Here is a 26,597-nt window from a genome sequence, read left to right as displayed (position 1 = left end):
ATTATCCTGGACGGACAGGCACCTGCCTTCCCACCAACCGGGTTATCGGCCTCAAAAATAGCGGCGATAAAGAAGTTTCGTTTCCCTAACCCGGGCTGCCGGCCGCCGGATTGGCGATGATGGCGGCCCGGAAGCGGGCGACGAAATCGTCGAGCGCCGGGCGCTCGGCGTCCGAGATCGCCCAGTAGGAAAAGGCGTCGTCGGTCCAGTGGACCAGAAGGAAGCCGCCCGCCGAGAGATCGTCCGCCACCGGCACCGATTTGGCCTCGTTCTGCCGGGGTGCGGCCACCAGCGTGATCAGATGCTCGTGATGGCGGTAGACCAGTGCCGGCATCGGCCTGTCACCAATCACCTCGACGCGGCCGCCAAGCAGCGCGTAGCCGTCCTTGGCCATGTCGGGCGCCGGCGGCGACACGCCGATGCGCCCGTCGAGCCATGGCTTCACCGTATGCCGGTCGGACGAGACGATGTCGACCGGCGTCGCCGCGAGCAGGCTGCGGCGATGGCCGTTGGCGACGGCCACGGCGAAGCTGTCGGCCTCATTATCCGCCGTCGTCAGCCATTGCGTTGCGCCGCTGGCCAGAAACGCCGTCAGCGCGATCGATGCCGCCATCTGGCGCCAGTCGAAGGAGTTGAACCAGCGCGCCGCGCGTGGCCGCATCGCGATGACTTGGCCCTGCTGCTGTTGCGGCACGGAGGGCTGTGCGTCCACTTTCACATCTTCAACCTGCGTGGCCTCCGCGACCTCGGGATCCTTCCCCTCGGCGATCGCCGCGATGCGCGCCAAAAAGTCGTCACTGATGGCGGGCCGCGGCACATTGGCGAGCGCACCGCGCAGCGCCACCAGGCGCGCATGTTCGGCGGCGAGCTCCGGATCGGCGGCCATGCGCCGCTCGACCGCCAGGGCGGCCGCAGCATCGAGCTCGCCATCGACAAGGGCGTGGATCATCAGCTTCATATCCTGCGGGTCTTGCGGCAATCCATCCTCACGCGGGCGGTTTTCATGCGGGCTCATGGCGCCCTCCAAGTTCCGTCATCAAGAGACCGCGGGCCCGCGCCAGCCGCGACATCACCGTGCCTTGCGGCACGCCGAGCATGGTGGCGATTTCGCGGTAGCTGAGACCGTTGATGTCGCGCAGCACCACCGTTTCGCGGAAGGCTTGCGGCAGCCTTCCGATCGCCGCTTCCACCGCCGCCGAATTCGCCTTGGCGATCAGCACCGCCTCCGGGCTGTCGGCGTCGTTGTCCGGCGGCGGCGAGACGTCGTCGAGATCGGCGAGGTCGCCGACGGCGACCACGCTGCGCGGGCGGTTGCGCGCCATCCATGTGTAGGAAGCGTTGCGCACGATGGTAAGCAGCCACGCGCGGGAATTTCCCCCAGCGAACCCGGCAATGCCCGCATGCGCCTTGAGGCAGGCCTCCTGCACCACATCCTCGGCGTCGGCTTGATTGCCGGTCAGCCAGCGGGCAAGCGACAGCGCATCGCTGAGATGCGGCAGCACCACTTCGGCAAAACGCGCGGCCAGCATCTTTTCGCTCAACACCGTTCCGCCGTCGGGCGCTCCCGCCACAGGTCTGCCGCCGCCCTCAGCGGGAAGCGACGATCTGTCCCCGCTCGTGCGGGTGAAGATCGCGACCGCAGGCGATGGCGCCTGCTTCGAGGGAGGAGAAGGCATTGGTGTCACCGGAGTCAAGTGTCTCGGAAGCAAGGGGCGCCTCGGAAGAGGACGGCGCATCGCTGGCTGCAACGGGATGCTCGCCGTCATGGTCGTGGATCTCGATGGTTGCGATCGGCACGGGGTCAGGGCCGGCGGCGGGGCGGTATCGCCCAGAACAGATGCGCCCAGCTCCAACGCTCCAAGCGACGACGGTGGCTGACGCCTTCGCCCTCTTCGGCCCGTGCGTATTTGTCTTCGTGCCGCTTCATGATGGTCTCCGCTGTTGCGCACAAATGGCGCATGCCTTGGAGACCGGCGGACTGGGCGGTTTATTCCCGGCCGGTCGGCTTTTTCGTTCACGCTAACGTGATCGGACGGCGTGCCCGCCTACAGCGCCAGTAGCGCAAGCCCCGCCAGCGCAGATCCCGCCAGTGTCGGCAGCATGCCGAGTTTCAGCCTGAACATGGCGACCATCGCCGCCGCCGACAGCAGCGCGGCACGCCAGTCGAGCGAGGACAGGACCGGAACCTCCACGCCCCAGCCGACACTTGCTACCTTGCCGAAGACGACATGCAGCGCGAACCACAGCGCCAGGTTCATGATGACGCCGACCACCGCGGCGGTGATCGCGCCAAGCGCCGCCGCCAGCGCCTTGTTCCGTCTCAATTGCTCGATGTAGGGCGCACCGAGGAATATCCAGAAGAAGCAAGGGACGAAGGTGACCCAGAGCGTCAGCAGCGATCCGAGCGATCCAGCCAGCAGCGGGTTGGCAAAGCCGGCATGGCGATAGGCGGCGGCGAAGCCGACGAATTGCAGCACCAGGATCAATGGCCCCGGCGTCGTTTCGGCAAGCCCGAGCCCATCGACCATTTGGCCGGGCGAAAGCCAGCCGAACGAGGTCACCGCTGCCTGCGCGACATAGGCAAGAACGGCATAGGCGCCGCCGAAGGTGACGACGGCCATCAGGCTGAAGAAGCCGCCGATCTGCGCCCAGACGCTCCCCGGCCCCGCCAACACGGCGATCAGCGCCGCCGGCCCCAGCCAGACCGGCAGCCAGATGGCGATGGTGCGGATGGCATGCCCTCGCTTCGGAATGGTGTGGCCGAGTTCGCCCCGCTCGAACATCAGGTCGACCACGCCCCTGGTCTCGGTGCCGGCTGCAGTCTTGCCCTGCGCCGAGGCGGAGAACAGCGCCGGCGCGAAGCGGTTGCCGGTCCAGCCGATCAGCCCGGCTGCGAGCACGATCAGCGGGAACGGCACCCGGACGACATAGATGGCCAGGAAGGCCGCCACGGCGATCGCCACCATCGCACGGTTCTTCAGCGCCCGCTTGCCGATGCGGATCACTGCCTCGACGACGACGGCGAGCACCGCCGCCTTGATGCCGAAGAACAACGCCTCGACGACCGGCGCATCATTGTAGAGCATGTAGAAGCCGCTCAGGCAGAGCATCACCAACGCGCCGGGCAGCACGAACAGGATGCCGGCGACGAGGCCGCCTGCCGTCCGGTGCAGCAGCCAGCCGATATAGACGGCGAGCTGCTGCGCCTCCGGGCCCGGCAAGAGCATGCAATAGTTGAGCGCGTGCAGGAACCGCTGCTCGCCGATCCAGCGGCGCTCCTCGACCAGTTCCTTGTGCATCAGCGCGATCTGGCCGGCCGGCCCGCCGAAGGAGAGCAGGCCGATCCTGGCCCAGAGCCGCGTCGCTTCGCGGAAGCTTGGCGCGGCCGGGATTTCGGCCCGTCGCACAGCGGCGTCCTTGGCAAGCGCGCTCATTGTGCCTTGCCTACAACCGGCCAGTTATGCGTCTCGTCGGTGGCGTCGCGGCACCAGCGGAAGAAGGCGTCGTAGAGAAGCATGCCGGCTTCGAGCTGTTCGAGGTCATCACGGAACATGCGCGACAGGCCAAGCGAAGCGGCGAGGAACCCGGCCGCCTGCGGCACGAGGTCGAGGCGCGCCGTATCGGCGGCGCGCACGAGCAGCGCCAGGCGGTCGAGCGCATCGACGCGCAGTCCGAATTCCTCGACCATCGTGTCGAATGTGCAGCGATCGCCGCGATGGCTCCAGAACACGCCTTCGATATCGAAGGGAACCGCGGCGAAGCGATCCGCGACCAGAGGCACCTCAGCCGCGTCGACGAACAGGAACACCGCATCGGGATCGACGAAGCGGCGGATCAGCCAGGGGCAGGCAATGCGATCTACCTTCGGCCGGGAACGGGTGACCCATACGGTGCGGCCGTTCTGGTCGCGGGGCGGGATCGCGCCGGCCGCGACCAACGGCGCGCTGGCGGCGGCCCAGGCCTCGAAGCCGCCTTCCAACGACTCCGCCGGAATGCCGTCGTGGCGCAGCCACGCGGCAACGCCTTGCGAGAGTTTCTGCCCTCTCTGGCAGATGACCACGACCTTGCGTCCCGAAAACTCCGACGCCCAGCTTGAGACAGTCCTGAAATCGCGCCGGCATGACGCCGGCAACAGGCGCGGATCGGCTTCATAGTCCTCGTCGGTGCGCACATCGACCAGGCAAGGCGCATCGGGCAAGCCGACGAGACGGGAAAGCTGCGGAACGGTAATTGCGGTTGTTGACGGCATGGCGTCCACCTCCAGAACACAGAGAGTTTGGACGCGATCGTTGGGCTGACGCCTCACGGGGTCGTCGCGAGGAACCCCTTGGCCAGGATGCTGGAACGCTCCCCTACGATTGTCAAGAATTCAAATTGCTAATGCATGTCGCGCAAAAGTGTGCAGCGGTTTTGCGATAACGACATGCATGAAAACAAAGGCTTAAAGCGCGTCGCTGAATCCGCTTCAGCGCGACACGCTTTTAGGGAAGATGGGAGCTCCGCCCTGTCTCCCTTAAACGGTCGTCGCCCTTACTGCGCCGTCCAGCCGCCATCCATCGGCAGGGTCGTGCCGGTGATCTGCTTGGCCGCATCCGAGCACAGGAACAGCGTCAGCGCGGCAAGCTCTTCGACGGTGACGAATTCCTTGGTCGGCTGCGCCGCAAGCAGCACATCGTGCTTGACCTGCTCTTCGGTCATGCCGCGCGCCTTCATCGTGTCGGGGATCTGCTTTTCGACCAGCGGCGTCCAGACATAGCCGGGCGCGATCGCATTGACGGTGATGCCGTCCTGCGCGACTTCCAGCGCCACCGTCTTGGTCAGGCCGGCAATGCCGTGCTTGGCCGAGACATAGGCCGACTTGAACGGCGAGGCGACCAGCGCATGAGCGGAAGCCGTGTTGATGATGCGGCCCCACTTGCGGCTCTTCATGCCGGGCAGCACTGCCTTGATGGCGTAGAAGGCTGCCAGAAGATTGATGCGGATGATGGCTTCCCACTTGTCGTCCGGAAATTCGTCGATCGGCGCGACGTGCTGGATGCCGGCATTGTTGACCAGGATGTCGAGGCTGCCGAACGCTGCCTCGGCCTCGTGAACCATGGCGCTGACGGCGGCGCCGTCCATCATGTTGGCGCCCGAATAGCGGCACTTGACGCCGAAATCCTCTTCGATGCCGGCCCGCTCCTGCTCGATCGCCGCGGCGTCGCCCAGGCCGTTGATGGTGACGTTGGCGCCCTCGGCGGCGAAGGCGCGGGCGATTGCTAGGCCGATGCCGCTGGTCGAGCCGGTGACGAGCGCATTCTTCGAAGACAGGGAACCCATGGGAGATCTCGCGACAGGAGGACAGGAGGGAAGACTATGAAGACGAACAGCCGGGAAGGCACATGATTTGTGCGCCGCAGCATCACAATGCCACACCCATATGTCGGCGCTATTACAGCTCCGCGATGGGGTTTGCCGGCTGTAAGAAGTGTCGTCTTGGCGCTGACACGGCACTGTCATGCTGCCGTGCAACATATTTGCCAGCGCATTCGCGCGGGCTCATTTCAAACCTTGTTTGGGGCACCAGCCATGGAAATCGCCGACGTCGTGAAGCGGGCCTATGCGATGCCGCTCACCAACCCGTCCTTCCCGCCAGGCCCTTATCGCTTCTTCGACCGCGAATACATCATCATCACCTACCGCACGACGCGCGAGGCGCTGGAAGCCGTCGTTCCGGCGCCGCTCGAGATCGACGAGCCGCTGGTCAAATACGAATTCATCCGCATGCCTGACTCCACCGGCTTCGGCGACTACACCGAAACCGGCCAGGTCATCCCGGTGCGCTACAAGGGCCAGTATGGCGGCTATGTGCATTCCATGTATCTCGACGACGATGCGCCGATCGCCGGAGGCCGCGAGCTGTGGGGTTTCCCGAAGAAGCTTGCCAGCCCCAAGATCGTGCATGAAGGCGAAGTGGTGGTCGGCACGCTGCATTATGGCAGCGTTCTGTGCGCCACCGGCACAATGGGCTACAAGCACCGCGAGGCCGACCACGACCAGGTGCTGGCCTCGCTCGCCGCGCCCAATTTCCTCATCAAGATCATCCCGCATGTCGACGGCAGCCCGCGCATCTGCGAGCTGGTCCGCTACTACCTCACCGACATCACGCTGAAGGAAGCCTGGACGGCGCCGGCTGCGCTCGACCTTCGCCCGCATGTCATGGCCGACGTCGCCAAGCTGCCGGTGCTCGACATCGTCTCTGCCGTTCATTTCACCGCCGACCTGACGCTGGGCCTCGGCGAAGTCGTGCATGATTACCTCGCGGACCACGGCCGATCGGCTGCCGGCGCGAAGGAGCTGGAGAAAGCCGGTGCTTGAGCGCAACCGCAGCAAGGCGGCCGCCGCCACCATTCAGGAAATCACGGCGCAATATGACCGCATCGCCCTGGTCTTCCAGGGCGGCGGCGCGCTCGGCGCCTATCAGGCGGGTGTCTATCAGGCGCTTGCCGACGCCGGCTGTGAGCCGACCTGGCTTTCCGGCGTCTCGATCGGCGCCATCAACGCCTCGATCATCGCCGGCAACGAGCCCAGCCGCCGCCTGCAGCGGCTGGAGCAGTTCTGGCAGACGATCTCGGGCCGCAAGATCTGGGCCTATACGCCGGAAGGCGACATCTACCGCGACATCCGCAACCAGACCTCGTCGTGGATGACCATGACCATGGGCCAGCCCGGTTTCTTCAAGCCGCGCAATCCCAGCCCCTGGTTCCAGCTGACGGGAGCGGAAGGCGCCACCAGCTTCTACGACACCGCCGAGCTCAAGGACACGCTGGAGAGCCTGATCGACTTCGACGTGCTGAACGACGGCAAGAAGCGCTTGAGCGTCGGCGCGGTCAATGTCAGGACCGGCAACTTCGTCTATTTCGACACCGACAAGGTGCGCATCGAGCCGGAACATATCATGGCGAGCGGCGCGCTGCCGCCGGCCTTCCCCTCGATCCGCATCGAGGGCGAATATTACTGGGATGGCGGCATCGTTTCCAACACGCCGCTGCAATATCTGCTCGACCAGGAGGAGGATCGTTCCTCGCTGGTGTTCCAGGTCGATCTGTTCAGCGCCCGCGGCGTGCTGCCCCGCGGCATGGCCGACGTTCTGTCGCGCCACAAGGACATCATGTATTCCAGCCGCACGCGCCAGAACACCGACAACTTCCAGCGCATCCATGCGCTCAAGATGAAGCTTCTTGACGCGCGGAAGCGCGTGCCGCCGGACCAGCTCAAGGACGGCGAGAAGGAACTGATGGCCGACTATTCCGATGCCGGCGTGGTCAACATCGTCCACCTGATCTACCAGCACAAAGGCTACGAAGGCCACGCCAAGGACTACGAGTTTTCCGGCACCTCGATGCGCGAGCACTGGGAGATGGGCTTGGAAGACACCGAGCGCACGCTGCGCCACAAGAAATGGCTGATGCTGCCCGACAACGCCGACGGCGTCACCATCCACGACCTGCACCGCGAAGACCCGACCTAAGGGTCATTGCCGCCCGGGCCGCGTCGCGGCTCGGGGTCCTGACGCACGTCAAGAAGCCTAATGCATGTCGCGCAAAAATGACCTCGGTTTTGCGACAACGACATGCATCAGGCAACGGCGTAAAGCGCGTCACGTGTATCCGTTTCGACGCGACACGCTTTAGAATTTGAGATCGGCGCCTGCCCGCAGCAACAGCCAGTAGAACAACCCGGTCGCCCCACCCGCAAGCAGCATCGCCAGCAGGAAGCCGCCATGCGTATGCGTGAACGGCAGTCCTTCTGTATTCATGCCGAAAATGCCGACGATCAGCGTTCCCGGCAGGAGCAGCGCGCTCATCACCGCCAGCGCCTTCAGGCTGCGGTTCGATTCGTCCGCGAGTTCCGCCGCGACCTCTTCCTGCAGCAGCCTTGCCCGGTCGTTGACCATGACGACTTCGCGGTCGAGCCTTTTGAGGCGAGCCGCCAGCTTGCCCAATATCTCATGCGCGCCGGCCGACAATTCCCAGCCGGCACGGTTCTCGTCCAGGAACAGCGCGACCTGTGCCGCGATCGGCCGGTGCAGCGACACCCCCAGGCGACGCACCTCCTTGATCCGGCGCCGCTCGTCGGCAAGGCGCTCGGTGACGAGACGGTCCTCGACCTCGTCAAGCTGCTTCGTGGCCAGCGCCAGCCGCCCGCTCGCGCTTCCGCAGAAGGCAAGCACGATAGCGCCGAACAGCTCGAAGGCGGTCGCCGGTTGGAGCCCTTGCGAAAGCGCCTTGTTCACCTCTTCCACCGCTGCCAGCGAATGGCGCCGGCCGGTCACCAGCAACCGGTCCGTCACGGCGAAATGCAGCCTGCCGATGGTGGTCGATCTGCGTCCGATCTCGCCATGCAGGTCGGCGGCGATACCGTGCACGACGCCCTTTTCATGCGCCAGCGCCATGCTGTCCTCATGGCCTTCGAGGATCGCATGCGCCGATTGCGGCAGCGCGCAGGCATGGCTGATCCAGGAATGCGCCCGCTGGTCGATGAGATCGACATGCAGCCAAACCCAGCCGTCCGGCGCGGCAAGCGCTGCTTCGATGTCCTTCGGCGCGATCGGCTGCGGCGCTTGGCCGGCGGCGCCGCGATAGGCCCAGATCAGGCCGGGCGCGTGGTGGCGGCTGTCGTCCCAGGCAAGCAGCGTCAGATGCGATGCCTCATTCATGGCCGCCACTCGATCAAATGCTCGAAAGCAAGACGGCGCCGGAACCGGCGCCGTCGATGTTGCTGGTCAGGCAAGAACCGCCGCTCAGAAAACGTGGCGCAGGATCACGAACAGCACGAAGGCCAGCGCGATCGAGCAGGGCAGCGTGAGCACCCAGGCCAGCAGGAGGTTGCGCACGGTCGACCACTGCAGGCCGGAGCCATTGGCCGCCATCGTGCCGGCGACGCCGGACGACAGCACGTGCGTCGTCGACACCGGCAGGCCGAAACGGTCGGCCATGCCGATCGTCACCATCGCGACCAGCTCGGCGGCGGCGCCCTGGCCATAGGTCAGGTGGCTCTTGCCGATCTTCTCGCCGACGGTGACGACGATGCGCTTCCAGCCGACCATGGTGCCGAGGCCAAGCGCCAGCGCCACGGCGATCTTCACCCACAGCGGGATGAACTTCGTCGCGTTGTCGACCGCCTTATGGTAGTCGGTCACCGACTTCAGGTCGGCGTCCTGCATCGGCAGCAGCTTCTTCTTGTCGATCAGCTTCAGCGCTTCGCCGATCAGGTAGATGTCGTTACGCGCGTTGCTGACGAGGTCGGTCGGCACGTTGTCGACGGAAGCGTAGGGCTGCAGCTCGGCAGTCGTGTTGTGGATATAGGTCTGCAGCGCAACGGTCGTCTGATCGTTCCATGTCTTGCTGCGCACTGCTTCCTGCACGGCTGCCTTTGCGGCATTGGCATCGGCAACGGTGACGCCGGGCTTGGCATATTTGCCCAGCGCCGTCTCGACGCTGGCGGAGGCCGACTTGTAGGCTTGGAGATAGTTGATGTCGGGCGTGCGGTTGAGCGCATAGGCGGTCGGCACGACGCCGATCAGGATCAGCATGATCAGGCCCATGCCCTTTTGACCGTCATTGGAGCCGTGCGCGAAGCTGACGCCGGTGCAGGTGAAGATCAGCAGCGCGCGGATCCACCATGGCGGCGGCGCGTTGCCCTTCGGCGCCTCGTAGAGCGCCGGATTGCGCACCAGGAGCTTCATGGCATAGAGCAGGATGGCCGCGGCGAAGAAACCGACGATCGGCGAGACCAGCAAGGTGGTGCCGACATTGGTCGCCTGCCCCCAGTCGACGCCGCTGGTGGCGCTTCCGGCCGGGGCCATGAACTGGTTGGCGAGGCCGACGCCGATGATCGAGCCGACCATCGTGTGCGAGCTCGAGGCCGGCAGGCCGAGGAACCAGGTGCCGAGGTTCCACAGGATCGCTGCGACGAGCAGCGCGAACACCATGGCGAAGCCGGATGACGAGCCGACCTGCAGGATGAGCTCGACCGGCAGCAGCGACAGGATGCCGAAGGCCACCGCGCCGCTCGAGGTCAGCACGCCGAGGAAATTGAAGACGCCCGACCACATGACGGCGAATTCGGCCGGCAGCGACCGCGTGTAGATGACGGTGGCCACCGCGTTGGCGGTGTCGTGGAAGCCGTTGACGAACTCGAAGCCCAGCGCAATCAGAAGGGCGATGCCGAGCAGGATCCAGGGCACCGTCTTGGCGATGGCAAGATCCTGGCTGAGCGCATAGCCGACATAGATGATGCCGACGAGCACCAGCACGCCGAAAGCCGGCAGGAACCATTTGGCACCGCCCGATTGTTCTAGGGGATGATCCGGTCTCGGGATCCCCGCCTCACTGGAAACTACGTCCACCATTGTCCCACTCCATTTGCATTGCAGCAAAGAACCGGGGAGGACGCTATGTCCCTAGGATGAAGCTGGTGTGACGCTCTTAACCGTTTGGTCACCACCAAACAGCTTGGTCACTACCAAACCGTTTGGCGACCTATCCGGCTATCTTCAGGAGCGAGGACACCAGAAGCTTGCGCTCGTCTTCGGACAGCACGTCTGAATCAAACAGATTCATGCTGCGCATCCCCTCGATGGCGAGAAAGCAGACCAGCAGCGAGCCGAGGTCGTCCGTCTCTCCCTTCAGCCGTTCGAACAGCTGGTGCTTGAAGGCCTTGATCGGCGTCAGAAAATCGGGATCTTCGGCGATCGCCGAGAACATCCAGGACGCCGAGGGTTTCGGCCGCTCGCAGTCGTCGGCCGACAACTTGATATAGGCTGAGAGCACGCTTTCCTGGCCGGCCTCGCTAGCGCGTGCTTCTAGCGCCTTCTGGAAATCGCTGAGGTAGCTTTCGACCAGCCCCTGCATCAGCTTGGCCTTGGTTGGGAAGTTGTAGAGCAGGCCGCCTTTCGACACTCCTGCGCGGCTGGCGACCGCCTCGAGCGACAGGCTTCCCGGACCAGCCTCGCGCGCCACGTCGGCGGCGGCGGCAAGTATCTTTTCGCGTGAGTTGGCCCTGGGTACTCTCATCACGCCTCCCCCTACATTAGCCTAGGCGGAATTGACAAGACCGTCCAGCCGGTACAGTAAGGCGCGCCATTTGAAATCGGGACCTTTCGTCGATATGTGTCCCGGCATCGATTGATTTGCCGGTTGCCGGCTCGAGGGGACCATCCGTGAAGCGCTTTTTCATCATCGCCGGATTCTTGCTTTTGCTCGCCTTGGTGTGCGTCGGCATCGTAGGCTTCAACTTCATGCGCGATGCCGGCATCAAGCAATTCTTTGCCACCATGAAGCCACCGGCCGCTACGGTCTCGACCGTGATCGTCAAGCCGGCCGAATGGACGCCCGGCGTCGAGGCGATCGGCACCGTCAATGCCGTGCGCGGTGTCGACCTTACCGTCGAAACGAGCGGCATCGTCAAGGACATCCTCTTCCACGCCAACCAGAAGGTCGCCGCCGACGCCGTGCTCTTGCAGCTGGACGACGCGGTCGAGAAAGCCGATCTGGTGGCGCAGAAGGCGCAGGCCGCGTCGGACCAGGCGGCGCTGACCCGCGCGATCGAATTGCAGCGGCGCGGCGTCGGCACGGATGCGACGCTCGACGCCGCGCGCGCCGCGGCGGACGCCTCGGCCGCGCAGGTCAACAAGATGCAGGCCGTGCTCGACCAGAAGCAGTTGTCCGCGCCCTTCGGCGGCACGGTCGGCATCCCGAAGATCGACGTCGGACAGTACCTGGCCCCCGGCAACTCCGTCGTGACGATCCAGGACCTCGACACGATGCGGGTCGACTTCACGGTTCCCGAGCAGCAGCTGCCGCTGCTCAAGATCGGCCAGACCGTCAAGCTCGGCGGCAGCCTCGCCGACATGACCTTTGCCGGCTCCATTCGAGGCATCGATCCCAAAATCGATCCGGCAAGCCGGCTGGTCTCGATTCGCGGCGAGGTCGCCAATCCGGAAGGCAAGCTGACGCCTGGCCAGTTCGTCCAGATCCGCGTCGAGCTGCCACAGGAAAACAATGTCATCTCCGTGCCGCAGACGGCGGTGACGACCAGCCTCTATGGCGATTATGTCTTCGTGGTCGAGCCGGCAAAGCCCGCCGGGGCTGCCGCTGCCGCGCCGGCGAAGCCGGATGAGCAGAAGGCCGGCGCCGACAAGGCGGCCGGCGATCCCGCCAAGCCGCAGGCGGACGCCACCAAGCCCGCCGACGACGCGGCAAAGCCGGCGGACGCGAAGCCGGCCGACAAGGCGTCCGGCGACGCCGCCAAACCAGCCGACGCCGCGAAGCCGGCCGAGGCCGCGCAGCAGCCTGCGCTCACCATCTCGCAGGTGTTCGTGAAGCTCGGCCGCCGCAACAACGGCATGGTCGAGATCGCCGAGGGCCTCAAGGACGGCGACCAGGTTGTCACGGCCGGCCAGAACCGGCTCTTCAACGGCATGTCGGTTGCCGTCGACAACACCATCGATCCCAGCAAATCGGCGAACAAGCAGGTTCAGCAATGAGCTTTTCCGACCTCTTCATTCGCCGGCCGGTGCTCTCGACGGTGCTGGCCTGCATGATCCTGCTTCTGGGCTTCCAGGGCATCTTCGGCCTGTCGATCCGCCAGTATCCGAAGGTCGACGAGACGGCGATCACCATCACCACGGCCTATCCCGGCGCCAGCGCCGACCTGATCCAGGGCTTCATATCGGCCCCGATCGCGCGCGCCGTCGCCTCGACCGAAAACATCGATTACGTGACCTCGTCCAGCCGTCCGTCCTCGAGCACGGTCACCGTGCAGATGAAGCTCGGCTCCAACCCGGACGTCGCGCTCGCCGAGGTGTTGTCCAAGGTCCAGGGCGTGCGCGGCACCCTGCCGGACGCCTCCAAGGACCCGGTGATCGTCAAGGGCACCGGGCAGCAGTTCGCGATGATGTACATCTCGATGCAGAACCCGAACATGACGAAGGAGCAGCTCACCGAATATATCGAGCGCGTCATCCGGCCTCGCATCTCGACCGTGGAAGGTGTCGCCGACGTCCAGATCTTCGGCGCACAGGAATATTCCATGCGCATCTGGATCGACCCGATCCGGCTCGCCGCCCGTGGTGCCACGGCCGTGGACGTGCTGACCGCGATCAACAACTCGAACTTCCTGTCGGCGCCCGGCAACACCCAGAACGAATATGTGGTCTCCTCGATCACCGTGCATTCGACCCTACAGACGCCCGAGGCCTTCGCCCAGCTCCCGATCCGGTCGACGGATGGCCAGGTTGTGCGCCTGCGCGATGTCGCGCGAGTCGAGCTCGGCGCAGAGAACACCGACACCAGGGTGAGCTTCAACGGCAAGCCGGGAACCTTCCTGGCCATCTTCCCGACGCCCGCGGCCAACCCGCTGACGACGGCGGCGGCGCTGACCAAGCTCGTGCCGCAGATCCAGGATACGCTGCCGAAGGGCATGACGATCGAGATCGTCTACGACGCTACCGGGCAGATCAGCGCGTCGATCGAGGAAGTGTTCAAGACCATCGCCGAGGCGGTTGCCATCGTCATCGTCGTCATCCTTCTGTTCCTGGGTTCGTTCCGCTCGGTGATGATGCCGATCGTCACCATCCCGCTGTCGCTGATCGGCGTCTGCTTCATCCTGTTTGCGGTCGGCTACTCGATCAACCTTCTATCCCTGCTGGCCATGGTGCTGGCGATCGGCCTTGTCGTGGACGACGCCATCGTGGTGGTGGAGAACATCCACCGTCACATGGAGGAGGACCACATGTCGCCGATGCAGGCGGCATTCAACGGCATGCGCGAGATCGCGACCGCAATCGTGGCGATGACCATGACCCTGGCCGCCGTGTTCGCGCCGCTCGCCTTCACCGGCGGCCTGACCGGCGCGTTGTTCCGTGAATTTGCGGTGACGCTCGCCGGCTCGGTGGTCTTGTCCGGCCTTATCGCCATCACCATCACCCCGATGATGTCGGCACGTCTGCTGAAGGCCGGCCAGCACGGCCGCTTCCAGCGTATCGTCGACGGCACGTTCACACGCGTCGAACACCTCTATGAGCGGGCTGTCACCGCCTCGCTCAGGAACCGCCCGGTAACGCTGATCATCGTCGTCGCGCTGGTCGCCCTTACCGGCTTCATGTTCACCAAGACCTCGACCGAACTCGCGCCGGAAGAAGATCAGGGCTTCCTGCTCTCGATCGTGACCGCGCCGCGCTACGCGACGTCGGATTACACCGAGACCTACGTCAACCAGATCCTCGGCCTGGTGAAGGACATTCCCGAGACCAGGGCGCAGTTCTCGGCCGTTGCCTTTGGCGGCGCCACCAACAGCGCCTTTGTCGGCTTCGCCTTCAAGGACTGGGCGGAACGCAAGCGCAATTCGAAGGCGCTTCAGGCCGACATCCAGGGGCGCATCTCCAAGGTCGCCGGCGTCGAGGCCTTCGTCTTCGCGCCGCCGACGCTGCCCGGTTCCGGCGGCGGCCTGCCGATTTCCATGGTCGTGCGCTCCACCGGCGACCCCTCGGAAGTCTTCGAGCAGGCGGAGAAGATCAAGAACAAGGCGCAGGCTTCGGGTCGCTTCATCGTCGTGCAGAACTCGATGGCTTACGATGCCCCGCAGGTGACCGTCACCATCGACCGCGAGCGCGCGGCGGCGTTGAACCTGCCGATTGCCGATATCGGCAACACCCTGACGCTGCTTGTCGGCGGCGCCGAGGTGGCGCAGTTCGACCGGGATTCCAACAGCTACGACATCATCCCCCAGGTGCCGCAGGAATTCCGCGACAACCCCGAGAAGCTCGGCGAATATTTCGTCCGCAGCGTCGACGGCAAGATGGTGCCGCTGTCGGCGGTCGTGAAGATTTCGACCAACGCCTCGCCGGCGGCCATCGAGCAGTTCAACCAGCTGAACTCCTCGACGATCTCGGCCTTGCCTCTGCCCGGCGTGACCACCGGCGACGGCCTGAAGGTGCTGGAGGACCTCGCCAAGGAGACCCTGCCCGACACCTTCTTCGTCGACTATTCCGGCCAGTCGCGGCAGGAGAAGGAACAGGGCAACACCATCCTGATCGCCTTCGCGGCGGCAGTGATCGTGATCTACCTGGTGCTGGCGGCCCAGTTCGAGAGCTTCCGCGACCCGCTGATCATCATGATGGCGGTGCCGCTGTCGATCTTCGGCGCGATCGTGCCGCTCAACATCGGCCTGGGAACGCTCAACATCTACACCCAGGTCGGCCTGATCACGCTTATCGGCCTGATCACCAAGCACGGCATTCTGCTGGTGGAATTCGCCAACCAGCAGCGTGAGATTCATGGCATGCGGCGCCGCGACGCCATCATCGCTTCGGCCAAGGTGCGCCTGCGGCCGATCCTGATGACCACGGCCGCCATGGCGCTCGGCGTCGTGCCGCTGATCGTCTCCAGCGGCGCCGGTGCGGCCGCGCGCTATTCGATGGGCCTGGTCATCTTCACCGGCATCCTGGTCGGCACCATGTTCACGCTCTTCGTCGTGCCGATGTTCTACACCTTCATCGCCAGCAGGGACCTGCCGCATCTCGCCGAGAAGCCCGATCCGAAGCTGATGCCGGCGCTGCCGAGCTGAAGCGAGCCAAAAAAAGAGGCCGGAAATTCCGGCCTCTTTTTTGGCGGTCGCCCCACGGCTTCGGCGCTATCCCGAAGGCGGCAACCCGCCTGCTACTTTACCCAGCCCGTTACTTGACCCAGTCTGCTACTTGACGATCACGATGCTGGTGTTGCCGGGGCCGAAGACCTCGACGAGCTGATAGAAGTCGGCCGCCGCATCCGGATGCAGCCGCACGCAACCATGCGAGGCAGGACGGCCGAGACGGCTGATGGCATAGGTGGCGTGAACGGCGTAGCCGCCGCTGAAGAAGACCGAATGCGGCATCGGCGCGTTGTCGTATTTCTTCGAATACCACATCTCGTGCATGCGGGTCGGCTTGAACGAGCCGGTCGGCGTGATGTGCCCCCTCGCGCCGGTCGATACCTTCCAGGTGTAGGTCGGGCGGCCGTCGACCGTGACTTCCATGATCTGCTGCGACAGCGAGACCTTGGCGACGATCTCGTTGGCATGCGCGGCATTGCCGGCGCCGAAGAGCAGAGCCGCGCCGGTGAGCGCGGCGGCGGTGACATTGATGAGCTTGGCGGAAATGGCGGTGTGCATGACGATCCCTCTGTTTTTGCCGTTGTGTCCGGCTTCAATTTCGATGGACCGCCTTATCGAGAAGGCCTGTTTCAGGTCAATTTCGCTTGGTCCTCGTTTTTGTTTCGAATTTGTTTCTAGAAATTAACAAGATGTCTCCGAAGACGGGTGCTGCCAGACCTTTCCAAGGTAAGGGATAGAGGGTTGGACAATGGGCTCGGTCGAGAAACGAAAGTTCACTTCATACATATATGAAAGAAACGCAGCCCCTTTTGAAACCAATCTGCAACAAAGTGCAGCCACGGCGGCATGATCTGGATACAGGCCGGCGTCAGATTTGACGCAACGGGAACAGACATCTGCAAACGAAAATGCGCAGGAAATCGAAATGACGCTGGCGGCGATGACGTCCGGCGAGGTTTCGACGCTGCACATGGCTCTGTTCATCGCCACGGTCTGGATTTTGTCCAGCCTGCGCGTCCACCGGCTGAAGGCCCTCTGGCGGGTCGGCCTTCGGTTGATGAGGACACGCGGCCCCTCCGGCTACTTGCTGCCGAGAGGACCGAAGGCCCGCGCCGCAGCGGGGGGCTCCGTCAGCGGCGCGGGCGCTTCGGGAGTCTCCTGAAGCACCGACGATTTCGAGATTGGGGTTTGAAGATGAAGACGAAATTTGCCGCTTCTGTACTTTCCGCGCTGCTCTACGCGCAGGGTCTGCTCGGCTTCGCCGCGCTGGCGACGGTGTTGCTCAAGGAGCGCGCCAAGGCGGAGATAACCGCCAGCGCCGACCTTCCATCCGGCCCCTCTGTCATCGTGGTGCGCTGAGCGCCGGGCGTCGGACCCGGAATGACTACCGCTTGGGAAAGCCGATGCTCGAACGCCTCGCCGATCGGAACTTACTCGTTGCGCGGGACCGGCGGATCGAAACGATAGCCGGCGCCCCTGATGGTGGTGATGGTCTCGGTGTCGAGCTTGCGGCGCAGCCGCACGATGCGCGAGTCGATCGAACGGTCGAATGCGTCGGCATTCTCGGCCGGCGCCGCGGCAATGATGTCGTCGCGCGTCAGCACCTTGCGCGGGCTCGCCAGGAACAGCCTGAGCAGCGCCACCTGCCCCGGCGAAAGCTGATCCTCCGAGCCCGAGCGATGCATCACCATGGCCGACCGCAGGTCGACGGTGGCGTTTTCCAGCACGATCAGTTCGCCGGCGGCCCTGCCGCGTCTGGTCAGCAGGCCGCCGATACGCGCGGCAAGCTCGCGCACGTTGAGCGGGCTTTCGATGACGTCGGCAGCACCGAGTTCGAGCGCCAGCACCTTGTCGACGAGGTCGCCTGGCCGGCAGATCAGGATGAAATCGGGACCGCCCTCGCCGCCACCGCCTTGGCCGCTGTAACGTTTGAGCAGTTCGCGGCTCTCGGCCTGGGTGACACCGTCGCCGACCACCACGACATCGATGCCGCCGGCCGAAAGCAGCGTCTCCGCTTCCCAGGGCTGGCGCGCCTGGCGCACGTCGTGCCCGCGCCGGTCGAGATGATCGGCGAGATCTTTAGCCACCACCTCGGCGACGGACACAAGCGCGATGACGGATCGTGCGGCCATTTTCTTCACCCCGCCACAGACAACTCGAGATGAGTGCTGGACATCATGTTTATACCCAATCTACTTTCCGCTGAAAGCGGGAGCGAGCGCGTCGTGAAGGTACGCATCATCGTCGTCGAGGACGAACCGGATCTGAGGGAGGCTGTGGCCGAATATCTCGGCGCCAGCGGCTATGACGTCGTCACGGCCGAAAATGCGGCCGTGGCGCGCGCGCTGTTCGAGGCGCAATCCTTCCACCTCGCCATCCTCGACATCGCCATGCCTGGCGAGGACGGGCTGTCGCTCGGCCGCTGGCTGCGCTCGAAAACGCAGATCGGCATCATCTACGCCACGGCCGCCGGCACCGCGCTCGACCGCATCGTCGGGCTGGAGCTCGGCGCCGACGATTACATCGTCAAGCCATACGAATTGCGCGAGGTGCTGGCGCGGGTGCGCAGCGTGCTGCGCCGCGTGCCGCTGCCCGCCGAGCCGCAGGCGGCGAAGGCCGAAACCGGCAATCGCCGCTTGATGAATTTCGGCGGCTTCCAGGCCGATTTCGACGGCCGTCTGGTCATCGGCGCCAATGGCGCGGTCATCGAGATGGCCAAAAGCGAGTTCGACGTGCTCGAGGTTTTTCTCACCCGCGCCAACCGGCTTCTGACGCGAGCGGCGATTTCGGAAGCCATCGGCTTCGTGGAGGATCCGGAATCCTCGCGCGCGGTCGACATCCGCATCATGCGGTTGCGAAAGAAGATCGAGGCCGATCCCGCCAATCCGAAATTCCTGCGCACGGTGCGCGGCGAAGGCTATATCTTCTCGCTGCCGAGCGGCGACAGCAATTGAACCAGCCCAATGCATGTTGCCCAAAAGTGCGCAGCGGTTTTGGAAACGACATGCATCAAAATACAGACTTGAATCGCGGCGCTCGAATCCGTTTCGACGCGACGCGCCTCAAGCGGGCTCCGAGAGACGGCCGACCATGATTGCTGATACAGCACGCGCCGATACGCATGGCTCGCGCCCGGGCGGCGCCGCGATGGCGGCCGTCCATGTCGTGCGCCGCCTGCGCGAGGCAGGCGATTGGCAGCGCGAGATGGACGACATACTGCGAACAATGTGCCGCAAGATGGATTGCCAGCGCGGCATTCTCTTCCGCCTGCGTGAATTGCCGGGCGAAGGCTTCGCCCAGTCCGTCGCCGCTTATTGGATCGACCCTGACTTCGGCGGCGAGCTGGCGTCGCCCTCGGTGATCATGCAGTCGATCATCAACTCGGACTCGCTGCTGGAGCAGTTGCAGGAGGATGAGCGGCAAGGCAAGATTTTCTCCGGCCACACGCGCGACCTCGACGGTTTCCTGCGGACCGATTTCGAGAAGCAGAACATCAAGTCGTTCCTGTCCGTCTCCGTGTTCGCGCATGGCCACCTGTGGGGCACGCTGGCCGTCAACGACTGCGTCGCCGAGCGCGATTGGACGGACGAGGAAGAAGCGACCCTGCACATCATCGCCCTGGCGATCGGTGACGCCATCGAGCGCTCGCCGTCCGAGGCGCATGCCAGCGAAGTGATTCGCCGCACCATGCTGCAGGCCTCGCTCGACGCCATCATCGTCATCGACGAGGCCGGTTCGATCATCGAGTTCAATCCGGCCGCCGAGAAGATGTTCGGCTTCCAGCGCAGCGCCATCCTTGGCAAGGACCTGCTCGATACCATCGTTCCGATATACTATCGCAAGGGCTATGCCTCGGGCGCCGAATACATGGCCGGGCGCGGCGCGCCGATGGTCGGCCAACGGCTGGAGACCGTCACCCAGAACGCCGCCGGCGAGATCTTCCCGATCGAGCTTACGGCGACCGAGATGCGCGTTGCCGACCGCCGCCTGATCTTCGGCTCGATCCGCGACCTGCGCGAAAAGCTGCAGGCCGAGGAAGAGATCAACCGCCAGCGCGAGAAGCTGCACCAGAACGAGAAGATGGCGGCGATGGGCTCGCTGCTTGCCGGCGTCTCGCATGAGCTCAACAACCCGCTGGCGGTGGTTGTGGCGCAGTCGACGCTGCTGCACGAATTCGCCAGCGATCCGCAGACCAAGGTCCGCGCCGAAAAAGTGCGCGCCGCCGCCGAGCGCTGCGGCCGCATCGTCAAGAGCTTCCTGTCGATGGTGCGCCTGCATCCGACCGAGCAGGCCGAGACCGATCTCAACCAGGTGATGCGCTCGGCGCTCGAGGTCACCGCCTATGGCGCGCGCTCCAGCGGCATCGTCATCGACACCGATTTCGCCAGCGGGCCACTGCTTGCCATGGCCGACGCCGATCACATCACGCAGGTGGCGGCGAATTTCCTTATCAACAGCCAGCACGCGCTGGCCGGCGTCACCGGTGAGCGGACCATCAAGGTGCGGACGTTTCGCAACGAGCACGGCAATCCGGGCTTTTCCGTCGAGGACAACGGCCCCGGCATTCCCGAGGCGATCCGCGCGCGCATCTTCGAATCCTATTTCACCACCAAGCCGGTCGGCGTCGGCACCGGCATCGGCTTGTCCATCTCGAAGTCGATCGTCGAGCGCCACCACGGCAACATCTGGTTCGAGGAGGTCGAGCCGCACGGCGCGCGCTTCGTCGTGCAGCTGCCGGCGATCGCCGGTGAGGCGGCAAAGGCCGGCGAGAGTGCCGTACGCTCGAGCGGACTGCGCCATGCCTTGATCATCGACGACGAGCCCGACGTCGCCGGTTCGCTTTCAGATATATTGGAGCTGATGGGCCTGAAGTCACGCGTCGTGGCAAGCTGGACGTCCGCCGCCGACGTGCTGAACGGCCATATGCCGCCCGACATCGTCTTTTCCGACCTGCGCATGCCGGGCACCAGCGGCATGGCGATCTATCGCGAACTGCTGGTCGAGAAGCCGGTGCTGGCGAAGCGCTTTGTGCTGGTGACCGGCGATCTGATCGGCGCCAAGGCCGAGATCGAAGCCTTGCCGCCGCAGCAGCGGCCGCAAATCCTGGAGAAGCCTTTCTCGACGCTCGACGTCCGCGGCATCCTCTCAACCGTCGCCGACGAGGTCGCCGCCGCAGCCGACAACGGCGCCCACATTTGAACCGACCGGTCTGAGGCAAGAACAAGATCGCAAAGGTGTGGCCGAGTGTTGCCCTCGCGCCGCCAGAGGGTCTGTTGAGATTCAGGTCAGACCGAGCCGAAAAAAGAGGCTCCCGACCGACGGTGCGGCGGGAGCCCGACTGGAGCGCAGGAGGGTGCGCTCAGGGGAGGTCTTAAAAAACGTTCGGCGTGTTGGTGAGCGGCGCGGCGTTGGCGATCATGCGCACCGCGCGTTCCCTGTGCCGGCCGGACTGCTCGGCGATGGCGCGCAGGCAGTCGACGCTCTCGGCGCCCCAATTCTGGCCCTTGCAGGCAAAGTCGATCGAAGGTTCCGGCAGGCGGGCGGTCTTGAGCGTGGTCTGGGCGCCCTCGATGACATTGACCGGCGGATTGATCGAGGCGAAAGCCGGACCTGAGGCAGGTGCCGCCAGCATGGCGACAAGGGCGCAGGCGCCGATCAGCATGAACATCGCCATCGGATGGTCGCTGGCGCGCTGGCGCAGCGCAAGCTTCGGCCGGCGGTCATTGCGTTCCGGCACATCAAGGCGGCGGTTGGCGTCCGCGGCACGAGCTTTCGCAAACATCGTTGTTCCCTTCGTTATCTTTCTTTTTGCTATGAAACGAACATAATCGCACCGGGTAACAGCCGGATGATCGGCGGTGGCTGCCTGTGTAACAGGATTGAAACAGGCGCCGGACGCGCCGGCATTCCCAATCCGCGGCAACCGTTCGACGGCCATCGAAGCTGGCCGGCGCAGATATGCGCCTGTCGCGCGCGGCCGACTGTAAGCAGCCTCACACAGCAATACCTGAATCGAGCGCGCCGCCGCTGTCTGCCGCACGCCCGTGACCCGTCGAAACAGGCCTTCTCCGAGACGGGTATCCGCCTTCTGAATTGCCATTCCGCTTCCTCGATTAACACCCGGATTTTCCGGTATTTTTCCGGCTCGGGCGAGGCCAGACTTGCCGCCACGGAATTTCCACATTTCCGCAAGCCATTGCATTTCAATGAAAAATATGCTTATATTGAATGAGTATTCAACAAAAAGAAGAGCATACCCATGAACCCGCATCTCCGTGACGTGGCGATCCCCAACGATTGGGACCGGCGGGGTTTGCCGGGGTGGAGTTACCATTCCAACGCCCTTCTCGAGCTCGAGAAGGAATATGTCTTCCGCAATCACTGGCAGATCGCCGGCCATGTCTGCGACGTGCCCAACGCTGGTGACTATCTGACCATGGACGTCATCGGCGAGCGCGCGCTGATCGTACGCGGCAAGGACGGCGTCGTGCGCGCCTTCAACAATATGTGCCGCCACCGCGGCAGCCGCGTCGTCGCCGACAGCCAGGGAACCTGCAAGAACGCCCTGGTGTGCCCGTTCCACGGCTGGGTCTACAATCTCGACGGCACGCTGCGGGGCGCCGCCCGTCCGCGCTCCTTCCCCGAGCTCGACAAGACCGAGTTCGGCCTGATGCCGCTCGACCTCGAAATCTGGATGGGCTTCATCTTCATCCGCTTCCGCAAAGGCGGTCCGCAGCCTTCGGTGGCCGAACTGCTGAAGCCGATCGAAGCCGAGATGGCACATTACAATATCGCCGACATGGTGCCGTCCTGGGGCATATGGACCCAGAAATCGCCGGTCAACTGGAAGTCGGTGCGCGACGTCGACAATGAAGGCTATCATGTCGCCATGGCGCATCCGGCGCTGCAAGACCTCTATGGCGCGACCTATTTCGACGAACCCTTCATCAACGGCGTGTCGCGGTCCTTCGCCACCTACAATCCGCATGCCGGACGGCGCTGGAGCGTTCGCGAGTACATCAAGCTCGCGCCCGAGGCCGCGCATCTGCCGGAGCATCTGCGCAAGGCCTGGATCTATTACGGCATCTTCCCCAACAACGCGCTGTCGATCATGCCGGAATCCGTCCAGTTCTATCAGGAGTTCCCGTTGTCGACCGGCGAGACGCTGCTGCGCGGCGCCATCTACCGCTACAAGGACGAGACGCGCGAGCAGGCCGCGGCGCGTTACCTCGCCTACCGGATCGACCGCGACACGATGAGCGAGGACGTCCAGCTTTCGGTGTGGTCGAACGAATCCATGCTGTCGGAAGCCTTCGAGGGCTTCTATCTCTCCGACCTCGAATATGGCGTGCGCACCCACCACGACCATCTGCGCAAGCAGGTCCCGGTTCTCGGCCTGGAAATCGCGCCCGAGGAAAAGGACATGTGGGGGCTGAACGACGCGCTGCGGTCGAGGGGGTGAGGCCCTTCCTTCTCCCCGTTCCACAGGGAGAAGGAAGAGAGGGTCACCCCCGCCACACGCCCTCTTTCCGCAAATCATCCATGGTCCGCGAAATGCCTTCGCGCAGGATGCCGACCATGTCGTCGACCTGCTCGCGGCTGATGATCAGCGGCGGCGACATCACGCACATGTTGATCAGCGGCCGCACCAGGAGGCCAAGCTCGTGGCAGTGGGCGTCGATACGCTTTCCCACATCCTTGTCGAGCTGCAGCGGATCCTTGCTCTCGCGGTCCGCGACGCATTCGACGCAACCCATCAGGCCGAGGCCGCGCACCTCGCCGACCAGCGGCAGCTCTTCCAGCGTCTTCAGCCGCGCCTGGAAATAGGGCGCGATCTCGCGCGTATGGGCGAGCACGCCCTCTTCCAGCAGGTCGAGGTTCTTCAGCGCCACCGCGCAACCGATCGGATGACTGGTGTAGGTGAGCCCGTGGCCGAACAGCGCATCCGGATGGTTGGAACGACGCAGTTCTTCCAGCAGCCGCTCGGAGATGATGACGCCGCCGAGCGGGAAATAGCCCGATGTGACGCCCTTGGCGAAGGTGATCATGTCCGGGTCGATGCCGAACACGTCGCCGGAGGCAAAGACATGGCCGAGCCGCCCGAAGCCGGTCACCACCTCGTCCGAGACATAGAGGATATCGTTCTCGCGGCAGATCTCGCGGATGCGTTTCAGATACCCGTCCGGCGGCACGATGACGCCTCCGGAAGCCTGCACCGGTTCGCCGACAAAGGCGCCGATCCGGTCGGCGCCGACACGCGCGACGGTGTCGCGGAACTGGTCGACCAGGAAATCGGTGAAGGCGGCAATGCTCATGCCTTTCGGGCGCCGGAACGGATCGGGCGAGGACAGCTTGACCACCAGCTCGTCGGCGCCGTCCATCCAGTCGCGGTCGCGCGGGCGGCCGTTGAGCGAGGCCGACAGATAGGTCGAGCCGTGATAGGCGCCGCCGCGGCTGAGGATGAGCTTCTTCTCCGGCCGTCCGCGCACATTGTTGTAGAACTGCATGAAGCGCAGCGCCGTCTCCACCGCCGAAGAGCCGCCGGTGGTGAAGAAGGTGTGGCTGAGGTCGCCAGGCGCCGCATCGGCGATGCGCCGGGCAAGCTCGGCCGAGGGCGCGTTCATCGTGTACCAGGGCGTGTTGTAGGAGAGCGCCATCGCCTGGTCGTACATGACCTTGGCCAGTTCCTCGCGGCGATGGCCGACATTGATGCACCACATGCCGGCCGGGCCGTCGATCAGGCGCTTGCCGGAGCCGTCGGTGATGTAGATGCCGTCGCCCTCGGCGATCAGAGCGCGAGCTTCGTTGCCGACCGAGCCGGCATAAGGCCAGGGCTGCACGAGATGGCGCTTGGCGAGCTCGACCGCGTCCTCATCGCCGGGCTCGATGAGTTCGCTTGCCTTGATCTTGCCTTGAGCCGCCATTTTCGCCTCGCATTGCCAGGGTTGTCGAATTTTCCTCGGATATCAAACGGCGTGGAAAACCATGGAAATTCGGCTTTTCATCACTTCATTTTGAATATCCGTTCAATCAATATCGCAGAAATAGCGCTTGATTTCAATCGGCGGATGCGCTCATGATGAAAGAAAGCCGGCAAGCTAGGGAGCGATCGCGCTCCGAGCATAAATCGGGAACAGGCAACCGGCGCCACGAATGGGAAGGCCGCATGGCGGGACAGTCCGAGCCAGCTACTGAAATCACGCCCGGAGCGCTGCAATGACAGCGGCTGCGGAAGGGTCGCCCCCGCTGCGCATGGCGGGATCGAGACGAAGCCCCTTTCTGCAATCGGAAGCCGTCCAGGGCTTTGCCCTGATCAGTCCGACCTTCGTTTATGCCCTTATTCTTCTCGTCCTGCCGATCCTGGTCGTCATCGCGCATTCCTTCTGGACGCAGAACTATCTCACCATCGACCACACATTCACGCTGGAGAATTACCGGATCGCGCTGACCGAGCCGATCTACCGCGACCTGCTCTGGCGCTCGCTCTACATCTCGCTGACGGTCAGCCTGCTGACCGTGGCCCTTGCCTACCCGATCGCCTATTTCATTTCCTTCCATGGCGGCCGCCACAAGAGCCTGTGGCTGTTCCTCATAACCATCCCGTTCTGGACCAGCTACCTGCTGCGCGTGATGTCGTGGAAAGTGATCCTCGGCTATAACGGCGTGCTCAACTCCGGCCTGATGGGCCTCGGCATCATCCAAGAGCCATCGGACGCGCTGCTCTACAATTCCACCGCCGTCATCATCACGCTGACCCATGCCTGGGCGACCTTCGCCATCCTGCCGATCTTCGTTTCGCTGGAGAAGGTCGACCGGACCCTGGTCGAAGCGGCGACCGACCTCGGCGACGGGCCGCTGCGCTCCTTCCTGCGCGTCACCTTGCCGCTGTCGGCGCCCGGCGTCATCTCGGCGGCGCTGATCGTCATGATCCCGACCGTTGGCGACTACGTCACGCCGAAGCTGGTCGGCGGCAAGGACGGCGTGATGATCGCCAACGCAATCCAGGCGCAGTTCGGCAAGGCGTCGAACTGGCCGCTGGGTGCCGCGCTCTCCGTCACCACCATGATCATCGTCTCGCTGATGGCCGGCGCCACCGTGCTGGTCTTCCGCGCCCTGCAGAGGCTGGCACGATGACGGCGATAAGACGTTTCCTACCCGGCTGGCTCTCGAGTTACGCCGTCCTCTATCTGCTTTTCCTTTATCTGCCGGTGATCTTCCTGCCGATCTTCTCGATCAATACGGCAGCGACGCCGAAATTCCCGCTCTCCGGCGTCACGCTGCACTGGTACGAGGACCTGCCGCGCACGCCGGCACTGATCGACGCCACCTGGAACAGCCTGATCGTCGGCGCCTCCGCCGCGATCCTGTCGACGGTGCTGGGCATCCTCGCCGCCCGCTCGATCACCCGCTACCGTTACCCGGGCCGCCGCGCCATCAATGGGCTGATCATGGCGCCGCTAGTGCTGCCGGAGGTAATCGTCGCCATCTCCATGCTGCTGGTCATGCTGCAACTCGGCTTGAGCCTGTCGCTGTTCACCGTCGTGCTCGGCCATGTGCTGGTCTGCATTCCCTATTCGATGACCGTGCTGACCTCCGGCTTCGAAGGTTTCGACCGCAGCCTGGAGGAGGCTTCGGCCGATCTCGGCGAGAGCGCCTTCGGCACCTTCCGGCGCGTGACGCTGCCGATGGTCGCGCCGGCGATCATCTCCAGCTTGCTCGTCTGTTTCACCATCTCGCTCGATGAGTTCATCATCGCTTTTTTCCTCACCGGCACCGAGGCGACGCTGCCGATCTACATCTGGGGCCAGCTGCGTTTCGCGGCCAAGCTTCCCGGCGTGCTGGCGCTCGGCACCTTGCTGCTCTTTGCGTCCTTCCTGCTGATGACGATTGCCGAAATCCTGCGCCGCCGTGCGGCGAGACGCACCCAGAATGAGGGAGGCCTCTATGCTTGAGCGGGTCCAGTC

26 protein-coding genes are annotated in these 26,597 nt (G+C 64.3%); 12 read left to right on the top strand and 14 right to left on the bottom strand.

The genetic code is table 11. The features are described from left to right. Positions 1-85: 85 nt before the first annotated feature. The 7 genes from FJ424_RS26130 to FJ424_RS26105 all read right to left on the bottom strand — a co-directional run bounded on the left by FJ424_RS26130 (position 86) and on the right by FJ424_RS26105 (position 5,319). On the bottom strand, positions 86-1,015 hold the full coding sequence (locus tag FJ424_RS26130; protein WP_140657922.1) for an anti-sigma factor: 930 nt from the start codon (positions 1,013-1,015) through the stop codon (positions 86-88). After that, the gene (locus FJ424_RS26125; protein ID WP_246672512.1) at positions 1,002-1,541 is read right to left on the bottom strand and encodes a sigma-70 family RNA polymerase sigma factor; all 540 of its coding nucleotides are present in this window, start codon (positions 1,539-1,541) and stop codon (positions 1,002-1,004) included. Before FJ424_RS26125 ends, FJ424_RS26130 begins: the two co-directional genes overlap by 14 nt. A gap of 46 nt (positions 1,542-1,587) precedes the next feature. Continuing rightward, a complete protein-coding gene (locus tag FJ424_RS26120; RefSeq protein WP_140657924.1) occupies positions 1,588-1,797 on the bottom strand; it encodes a hypothetical protein in 210 nt (69 codons plus the stop codon). 4 nt (positions 1,798-1,801) lie between these two features. Further along, positions 1,802-1,927 (bottom strand): hypothetical protein, encoded by a 126-nt coding sequence (locus FJ424_RS34385; protein ID WP_281405449.1) that lies wholly within the window; start codon positions 1,925-1,927, stop codon positions 1,802-1,804. Positions 1,928-2,045: 118 nt separating this feature from the next. Further along, positions 2,046-3,434, bottom strand: coding sequence for a chromate transporter (chrA, locus tag FJ424_RS26115; RefSeq protein ID WP_140657926.1), 1,389 nt, complete (start codon positions 3,432-3,434; stop codon positions 2,046-2,048). Continuing rightward, the gene (locus FJ424_RS26110) at positions 3,431-4,249 is read right to left on the bottom strand and encodes a sulfurtransferase/chromate resistance protein (RefSeq protein WP_140657928.1); all 819 of its coding nucleotides are present in this window, start codon (positions 4,247-4,249) and stop codon (positions 3,431-3,433) included. Before FJ424_RS26110 ends, chrA begins: the two co-directional genes overlap by 4 nt. 281 nt (positions 4,250-4,530) lie before the next feature. After that, positions 4,531-5,319: a 3-hydroxybutyrate dehydrogenase gene (locus tag FJ424_RS26105; RefSeq protein WP_140657930.1), complete on the bottom strand. Its 789-nt coding sequence runs from the start codon at positions 5,317-5,319 to the stop codon at positions 4,531-4,533. Positions 5,320-5,568: 249 nt separating this feature from the next. Here FJ424_RS26105 and FJ424_RS26100 point away from each other — a divergent pair, with 249 nt between their 5' ends. Both FJ424_RS26100 and FJ424_RS26095 read left to right on the top strand, forming a co-directional pair. Further along, positions 5,569-6,357, top strand: coding sequence for an acetoacetate decarboxylase (locus FJ424_RS26100; RefSeq protein ID WP_140657932.1), 789 nt, complete (start codon positions 5,569-5,571; stop codon positions 6,355-6,357). Next, positions 6,350-7,510, top strand: coding sequence for a patatin-like phospholipase family protein (locus tag FJ424_RS26095; RefSeq protein ID WP_140657934.1), 1,161 nt, complete (start codon positions 6,350-6,352; stop codon positions 7,508-7,510). Before FJ424_RS26100 ends, FJ424_RS26095 begins: the two co-directional genes overlap by 8 nt. Positions 7,511-7,669: 159 nt before the next feature. On the opposite strand, the gene FJ424_RS26090 is transcribed toward FJ424_RS26095, so the two are convergent. The 3 genes from FJ424_RS26090 to FJ424_RS26080 all read right to left on the bottom strand — a co-directional run bounded on the left by FJ424_RS26090 (position 7,670) and on the right by FJ424_RS26080 (position 11,057). Further along, complete coding sequence (locus FJ424_RS26090; protein WP_140647437.1) at positions 7,670-8,698, bottom strand: CorA family divalent cation transporter; 1,029 nt, start codon at positions 8,696-8,698, stop codon at positions 7,670-7,672. 84 nt (positions 8,699-8,782) lie between these two features. Continuing rightward, a complete protein-coding gene (locus FJ424_RS26085) occupies positions 8,783-10,393 on the bottom strand; it encodes an inorganic phosphate transporter (RefSeq protein WP_140657936.1) in 1,611 nt (536 codons plus the stop codon). Positions 10,394-10,523: 130 nt separating this feature from the next. Then, a complete protein-coding gene (locus FJ424_RS26080; RefSeq protein WP_140657938.1) occupies positions 10,524-11,057 on the bottom strand; it encodes a TetR family transcriptional regulator in 534 nt (177 codons plus the stop codon). Positions 11,058-11,203: 146 nt separating this feature from the next. Between FJ424_RS26080 and FJ424_RS26075 the strand changes: the two genes are divergently transcribed. Together FJ424_RS26075 and FJ424_RS26070 are read left to right on the top strand one after the other, a co-directional pair. Beyond that, entirely contained in the window at positions 11,204-12,529 is a 1,326-nt protein-coding gene (locus tag FJ424_RS26075) for an efflux RND transporter periplasmic adaptor subunit (RefSeq protein WP_246677354.1), read from the top strand. Beyond that, complete coding sequence (locus tag FJ424_RS26070; protein ID WP_140647440.1) at positions 12,526-15,609, top strand: efflux RND transporter permease subunit; 3,084 nt, start codon at positions 12,526-12,528, stop codon at positions 15,607-15,609. Before FJ424_RS26075 ends, FJ424_RS26070 begins: the two co-directional genes overlap by 4 nt. A 126-nt stretch (positions 15,610-15,735) precedes the next feature. Here FJ424_RS26070 and FJ424_RS26065 read toward each other — a convergent pair whose 3' ends face one another. After that, positions 15,736-16,191 carry a L,D-transpeptidase gene (locus FJ424_RS26065; RefSeq protein WP_140657940.1) on the bottom strand — a complete coding sequence of 152 codons (456 nt, stop codon included), beginning with the start codon at positions 16,189-16,191 and terminating at the stop codon, positions 15,736-15,738. 367 nt (positions 16,192-16,558) lie between these two features. Between FJ424_RS26065 and FJ424_RS26060 the strand changes: the two genes are divergently transcribed. Together FJ424_RS26060 and FJ424_RS26055 are read left to right on the top strand one after the other, a co-directional pair. After that, positions 16,559-16,795: a hypothetical protein gene (locus tag FJ424_RS26060; RefSeq protein WP_140657942.1), complete on the top strand. Its 237-nt coding sequence runs from the start codon at positions 16,559-16,561 to the stop codon at positions 16,793-16,795. A gap of 32 nt (positions 16,796-16,827) precedes the next feature. Continuing rightward, entirely contained in the window at positions 16,828-16,992 is a 165-nt protein-coding gene (locus FJ424_RS26055) for a hypothetical protein (RefSeq protein ID WP_140647442.1), read from the top strand. Positions 16,993-17,063: 71 nt separating this feature from the next. On the opposite strand, the gene FJ424_RS26050 is transcribed toward FJ424_RS26055, so the two are convergent. After that, complete coding sequence (locus FJ424_RS26050) at positions 17,064-17,765, bottom strand: response regulator transcription factor (RefSeq protein WP_140647443.1); 702 nt, start codon at positions 17,763-17,765, stop codon at positions 17,064-17,066. Between the two features lie 93 nt (positions 17,766-17,858). On the opposite strand from FJ424_RS26050, the gene FJ424_RS26045 reads away from it, so the two are divergent. After that, a complete protein-coding gene (locus FJ424_RS26045) occupies positions 17,859-18,587 on the top strand; it encodes a response regulator transcription factor (protein ID WP_246677353.1) in 729 nt (242 codons plus the stop codon). A 136-nt stretch (positions 18,588-18,723) separates the two neighbouring features. After that, positions 18,724-20,832 carry an ATP-binding protein gene (locus FJ424_RS26040; RefSeq protein ID WP_246677352.1) on the top strand — a complete coding sequence of 703 codons (2,109 nt, stop codon included), beginning with the start codon at positions 18,724-18,726 and terminating at the stop codon, positions 20,830-20,832. A 172-nt stretch (positions 20,833-21,004) separates the two neighbouring features. Here the strand turns inward: FJ424_RS26040 and FJ424_RS26035 are convergent, their stop codons facing one another. Further along, on the bottom strand, positions 21,005-21,415 hold the full coding sequence (locus tag FJ424_RS26035; RefSeq protein WP_140657944.1) for a hypothetical protein: 411 nt from the start codon (positions 21,413-21,415) through the stop codon (positions 21,005-21,007). Positions 21,416-21,481: 66 nt separating this feature from the next. Here FJ424_RS26035 and FJ424_RS26030 point away from each other — a divergent pair, with 66 nt between their 5' ends. Together FJ424_RS26030 and FJ424_RS26025 are read left to right on the top strand one after the other, a co-directional pair. Next, positions 21,482-21,865 carry a hypothetical protein gene (locus tag FJ424_RS26030; RefSeq protein ID WP_140657946.1) on the top strand — a complete coding sequence of 128 codons (384 nt, stop codon included), beginning with the start codon at positions 21,482-21,484 and terminating at the stop codon, positions 21,863-21,865. Between the two features lie 27 nt (positions 21,866-21,892). Beyond that, positions 21,893-23,095: an aromatic ring-hydroxylating dioxygenase subunit alpha gene (locus FJ424_RS26025; protein WP_140657948.1), complete on the top strand. Its 1,203-nt coding sequence runs from the start codon at positions 21,893-21,895 to the stop codon at positions 23,093-23,095. A gap of 43 nt (positions 23,096-23,138) precedes the next feature. Here FJ424_RS26025 and FJ424_RS26020 read toward each other — a convergent pair whose 3' ends face one another. Continuing rightward, a complete protein-coding gene (locus FJ424_RS26020; RefSeq protein ID WP_140657950.1) occupies positions 23,139-24,557 on the bottom strand; it encodes an aminotransferase in 1,419 nt (472 codons plus the stop codon). 292 nt (positions 24,558-24,849) lie between these two features. Between FJ424_RS26020 and FJ424_RS26015 the strand changes: the two genes are divergently transcribed. Next, on the top strand, positions 24,850-25,767 hold the full coding sequence (locus FJ424_RS26015) for an ABC transporter permease (protein WP_140657952.1): 918 nt from the start codon (positions 24,850-24,852) through the stop codon (positions 25,765-25,767). Beyond that, positions 25,764-26,585: an ABC transporter permease gene (locus FJ424_RS26010; RefSeq protein ID WP_140657954.1), complete on the top strand. Its 822-nt coding sequence runs from the start codon at positions 25,764-25,766 to the stop codon at positions 26,583-26,585. The genes FJ424_RS26015 and FJ424_RS26010 overlap by 4 nt, the downstream gene beginning before the upstream one ends. Positions 26,586-26,597 lie beyond the last annotated feature (12 nt).

Origin of the sequence: Mesorhizobium sp. B3-1-8, assembly GCF_006439495.1 — a bacterium.
Lineage (GTDB): Bacteria > Pseudomonadota > Alphaproteobacteria > Rhizobiales > Rhizobiaceae > Mesorhizobium.
This window is presented reverse-complemented; position numbering and strand designations above follow the sequence as displayed.

Bases quoted from the DNA above. Each gene is read 5' to 3' on its own strand.
- FJ424_RS26065 (WP_140657940.1), bottom strand. From the start codon at position 16,191: ATGCACACCGCCATTTCCGCCAAGCTCATCAATGTCACCGCCGCCGCG.
- FJ424_RS26110 (WP_140657928.1), bottom strand. From the start codon at position 4,249: ATGCCGTCAACAACCGCAATTACCGTTCCGCAGCTTTCCCGTCTCGTC.
- FJ424_RS26070 (WP_140647440.1), top strand. From the start codon at position 12,526: ATGAGCTTTTCCGACCTCTTCATTCGCCGGCCGGTGCTCTCGACGGTG.
- FJ424_RS26035 (WP_140657944.1), bottom strand. From the start codon at position 21,415: ATGTTTGCGAAAGCTCGTGCCGCGGACGCCAACCGCCGCCTTGATGTG.
- FJ424_RS34385 (WP_281405449.1), bottom strand. From the start codon at position 1,927: ATGAAGCGGCACGAAGACAAATACGCACGGGCCGAAGAGGGCGAAGGC.
- FJ424_RS26090 (WP_140647437.1), bottom strand. From the start codon at position 8,698: ATGAATGAGGCATCGCATCTGACGCTGCTTGCCTGGGACGACAGCCGC.
- FJ424_RS26030 (WP_140657946.1), top strand. From the start codon at position 21,482: ATGATCGGCGGTGGCTGCCTGTGTAACAGGATTGAAACAGGCGCCGGA.
- FJ424_RS26100 (WP_140657932.1), top strand. From the start codon at position 5,569: ATGGAAATCGCCGACGTCGTGAAGCGGGCCTATGCGATGCCGCTCACC.
- FJ424_RS26025 (WP_140657948.1), top strand. From the start codon at position 21,893: ATGAACCCGCATCTCCGTGACGTGGCGATCCCCAACGATTGGGACCGG.
- FJ424_RS26040 (WP_246677352.1), top strand. From the start codon at position 18,724: ATGATTGCTGATACAGCACGCGCCGATACGCATGGCTCGCGCCCGGGC.
- FJ424_RS26060 (WP_140657942.1), top strand. From the start codon at position 16,559: ATGACGCTGGCGGCGATGACGTCCGGCGAGGTTTCGACGCTGCACATG.
- FJ424_RS26010 (WP_140657954.1), top strand. From the start codon at position 25,764: ATGACGGCGATAAGACGTTTCCTACCCGGCTGGCTCTCGAGTTACGCC.
- FJ424_RS26015 (WP_140657952.1), top strand. From the start codon at position 24,850: ATGACAGCGGCTGCGGAAGGGTCGCCCCCGCTGCGCATGGCGGGATCG.
- FJ424_RS26130 (WP_140657922.1), bottom strand. From the start codon at position 1,015: ATGAGCCCGCATGAAAACCGCCCGCGTGAGGATGGATTGCCGCAAGAC.
- FJ424_RS26105 (WP_140657930.1), bottom strand. From the start codon at position 5,319: ATGGGTTCCCTGTCTTCGAAGAATGCGCTCGTCACCGGCTCGACCAGC.
- FJ424_RS26050 (WP_140647443.1), bottom strand. From the start codon at position 17,765: ATGGCCGCACGATCCGTCATCGCGCTTGTGTCCGTCGCCGAGGTGGTG.
- FJ424_RS26080 (WP_140657938.1), bottom strand. From the start codon at position 11,057: ATGAGAGTACCCAGGGCCAACTCACGCGAAAAGATACTTGCCGCCGCC.
- FJ424_RS26085 (WP_140657936.1), bottom strand. From the start codon at position 10,393: ATGGTGGACGTAGTTTCCAGTGAGGCGGGGATCCCGAGACCGGATCAT.
- FJ424_RS26055 (WP_140647442.1), top strand. From the start codon at position 16,828: ATGAAGACGAAATTTGCCGCTTCTGTACTTTCCGCGCTGCTCTACGCG.
- FJ424_RS26020 (WP_140657950.1), bottom strand. From the start codon at position 24,557: ATGGCGGCTCAAGGCAAGATCAAGGCAAGCGAACTCATCGAGCCCGGC.
- chrA (WP_140657926.1), bottom strand. From the start codon at position 3,434: ATGAGCGCGCTTGCCAAGGACGCCGCTGTGCGACGGGCCGAAATCCCG.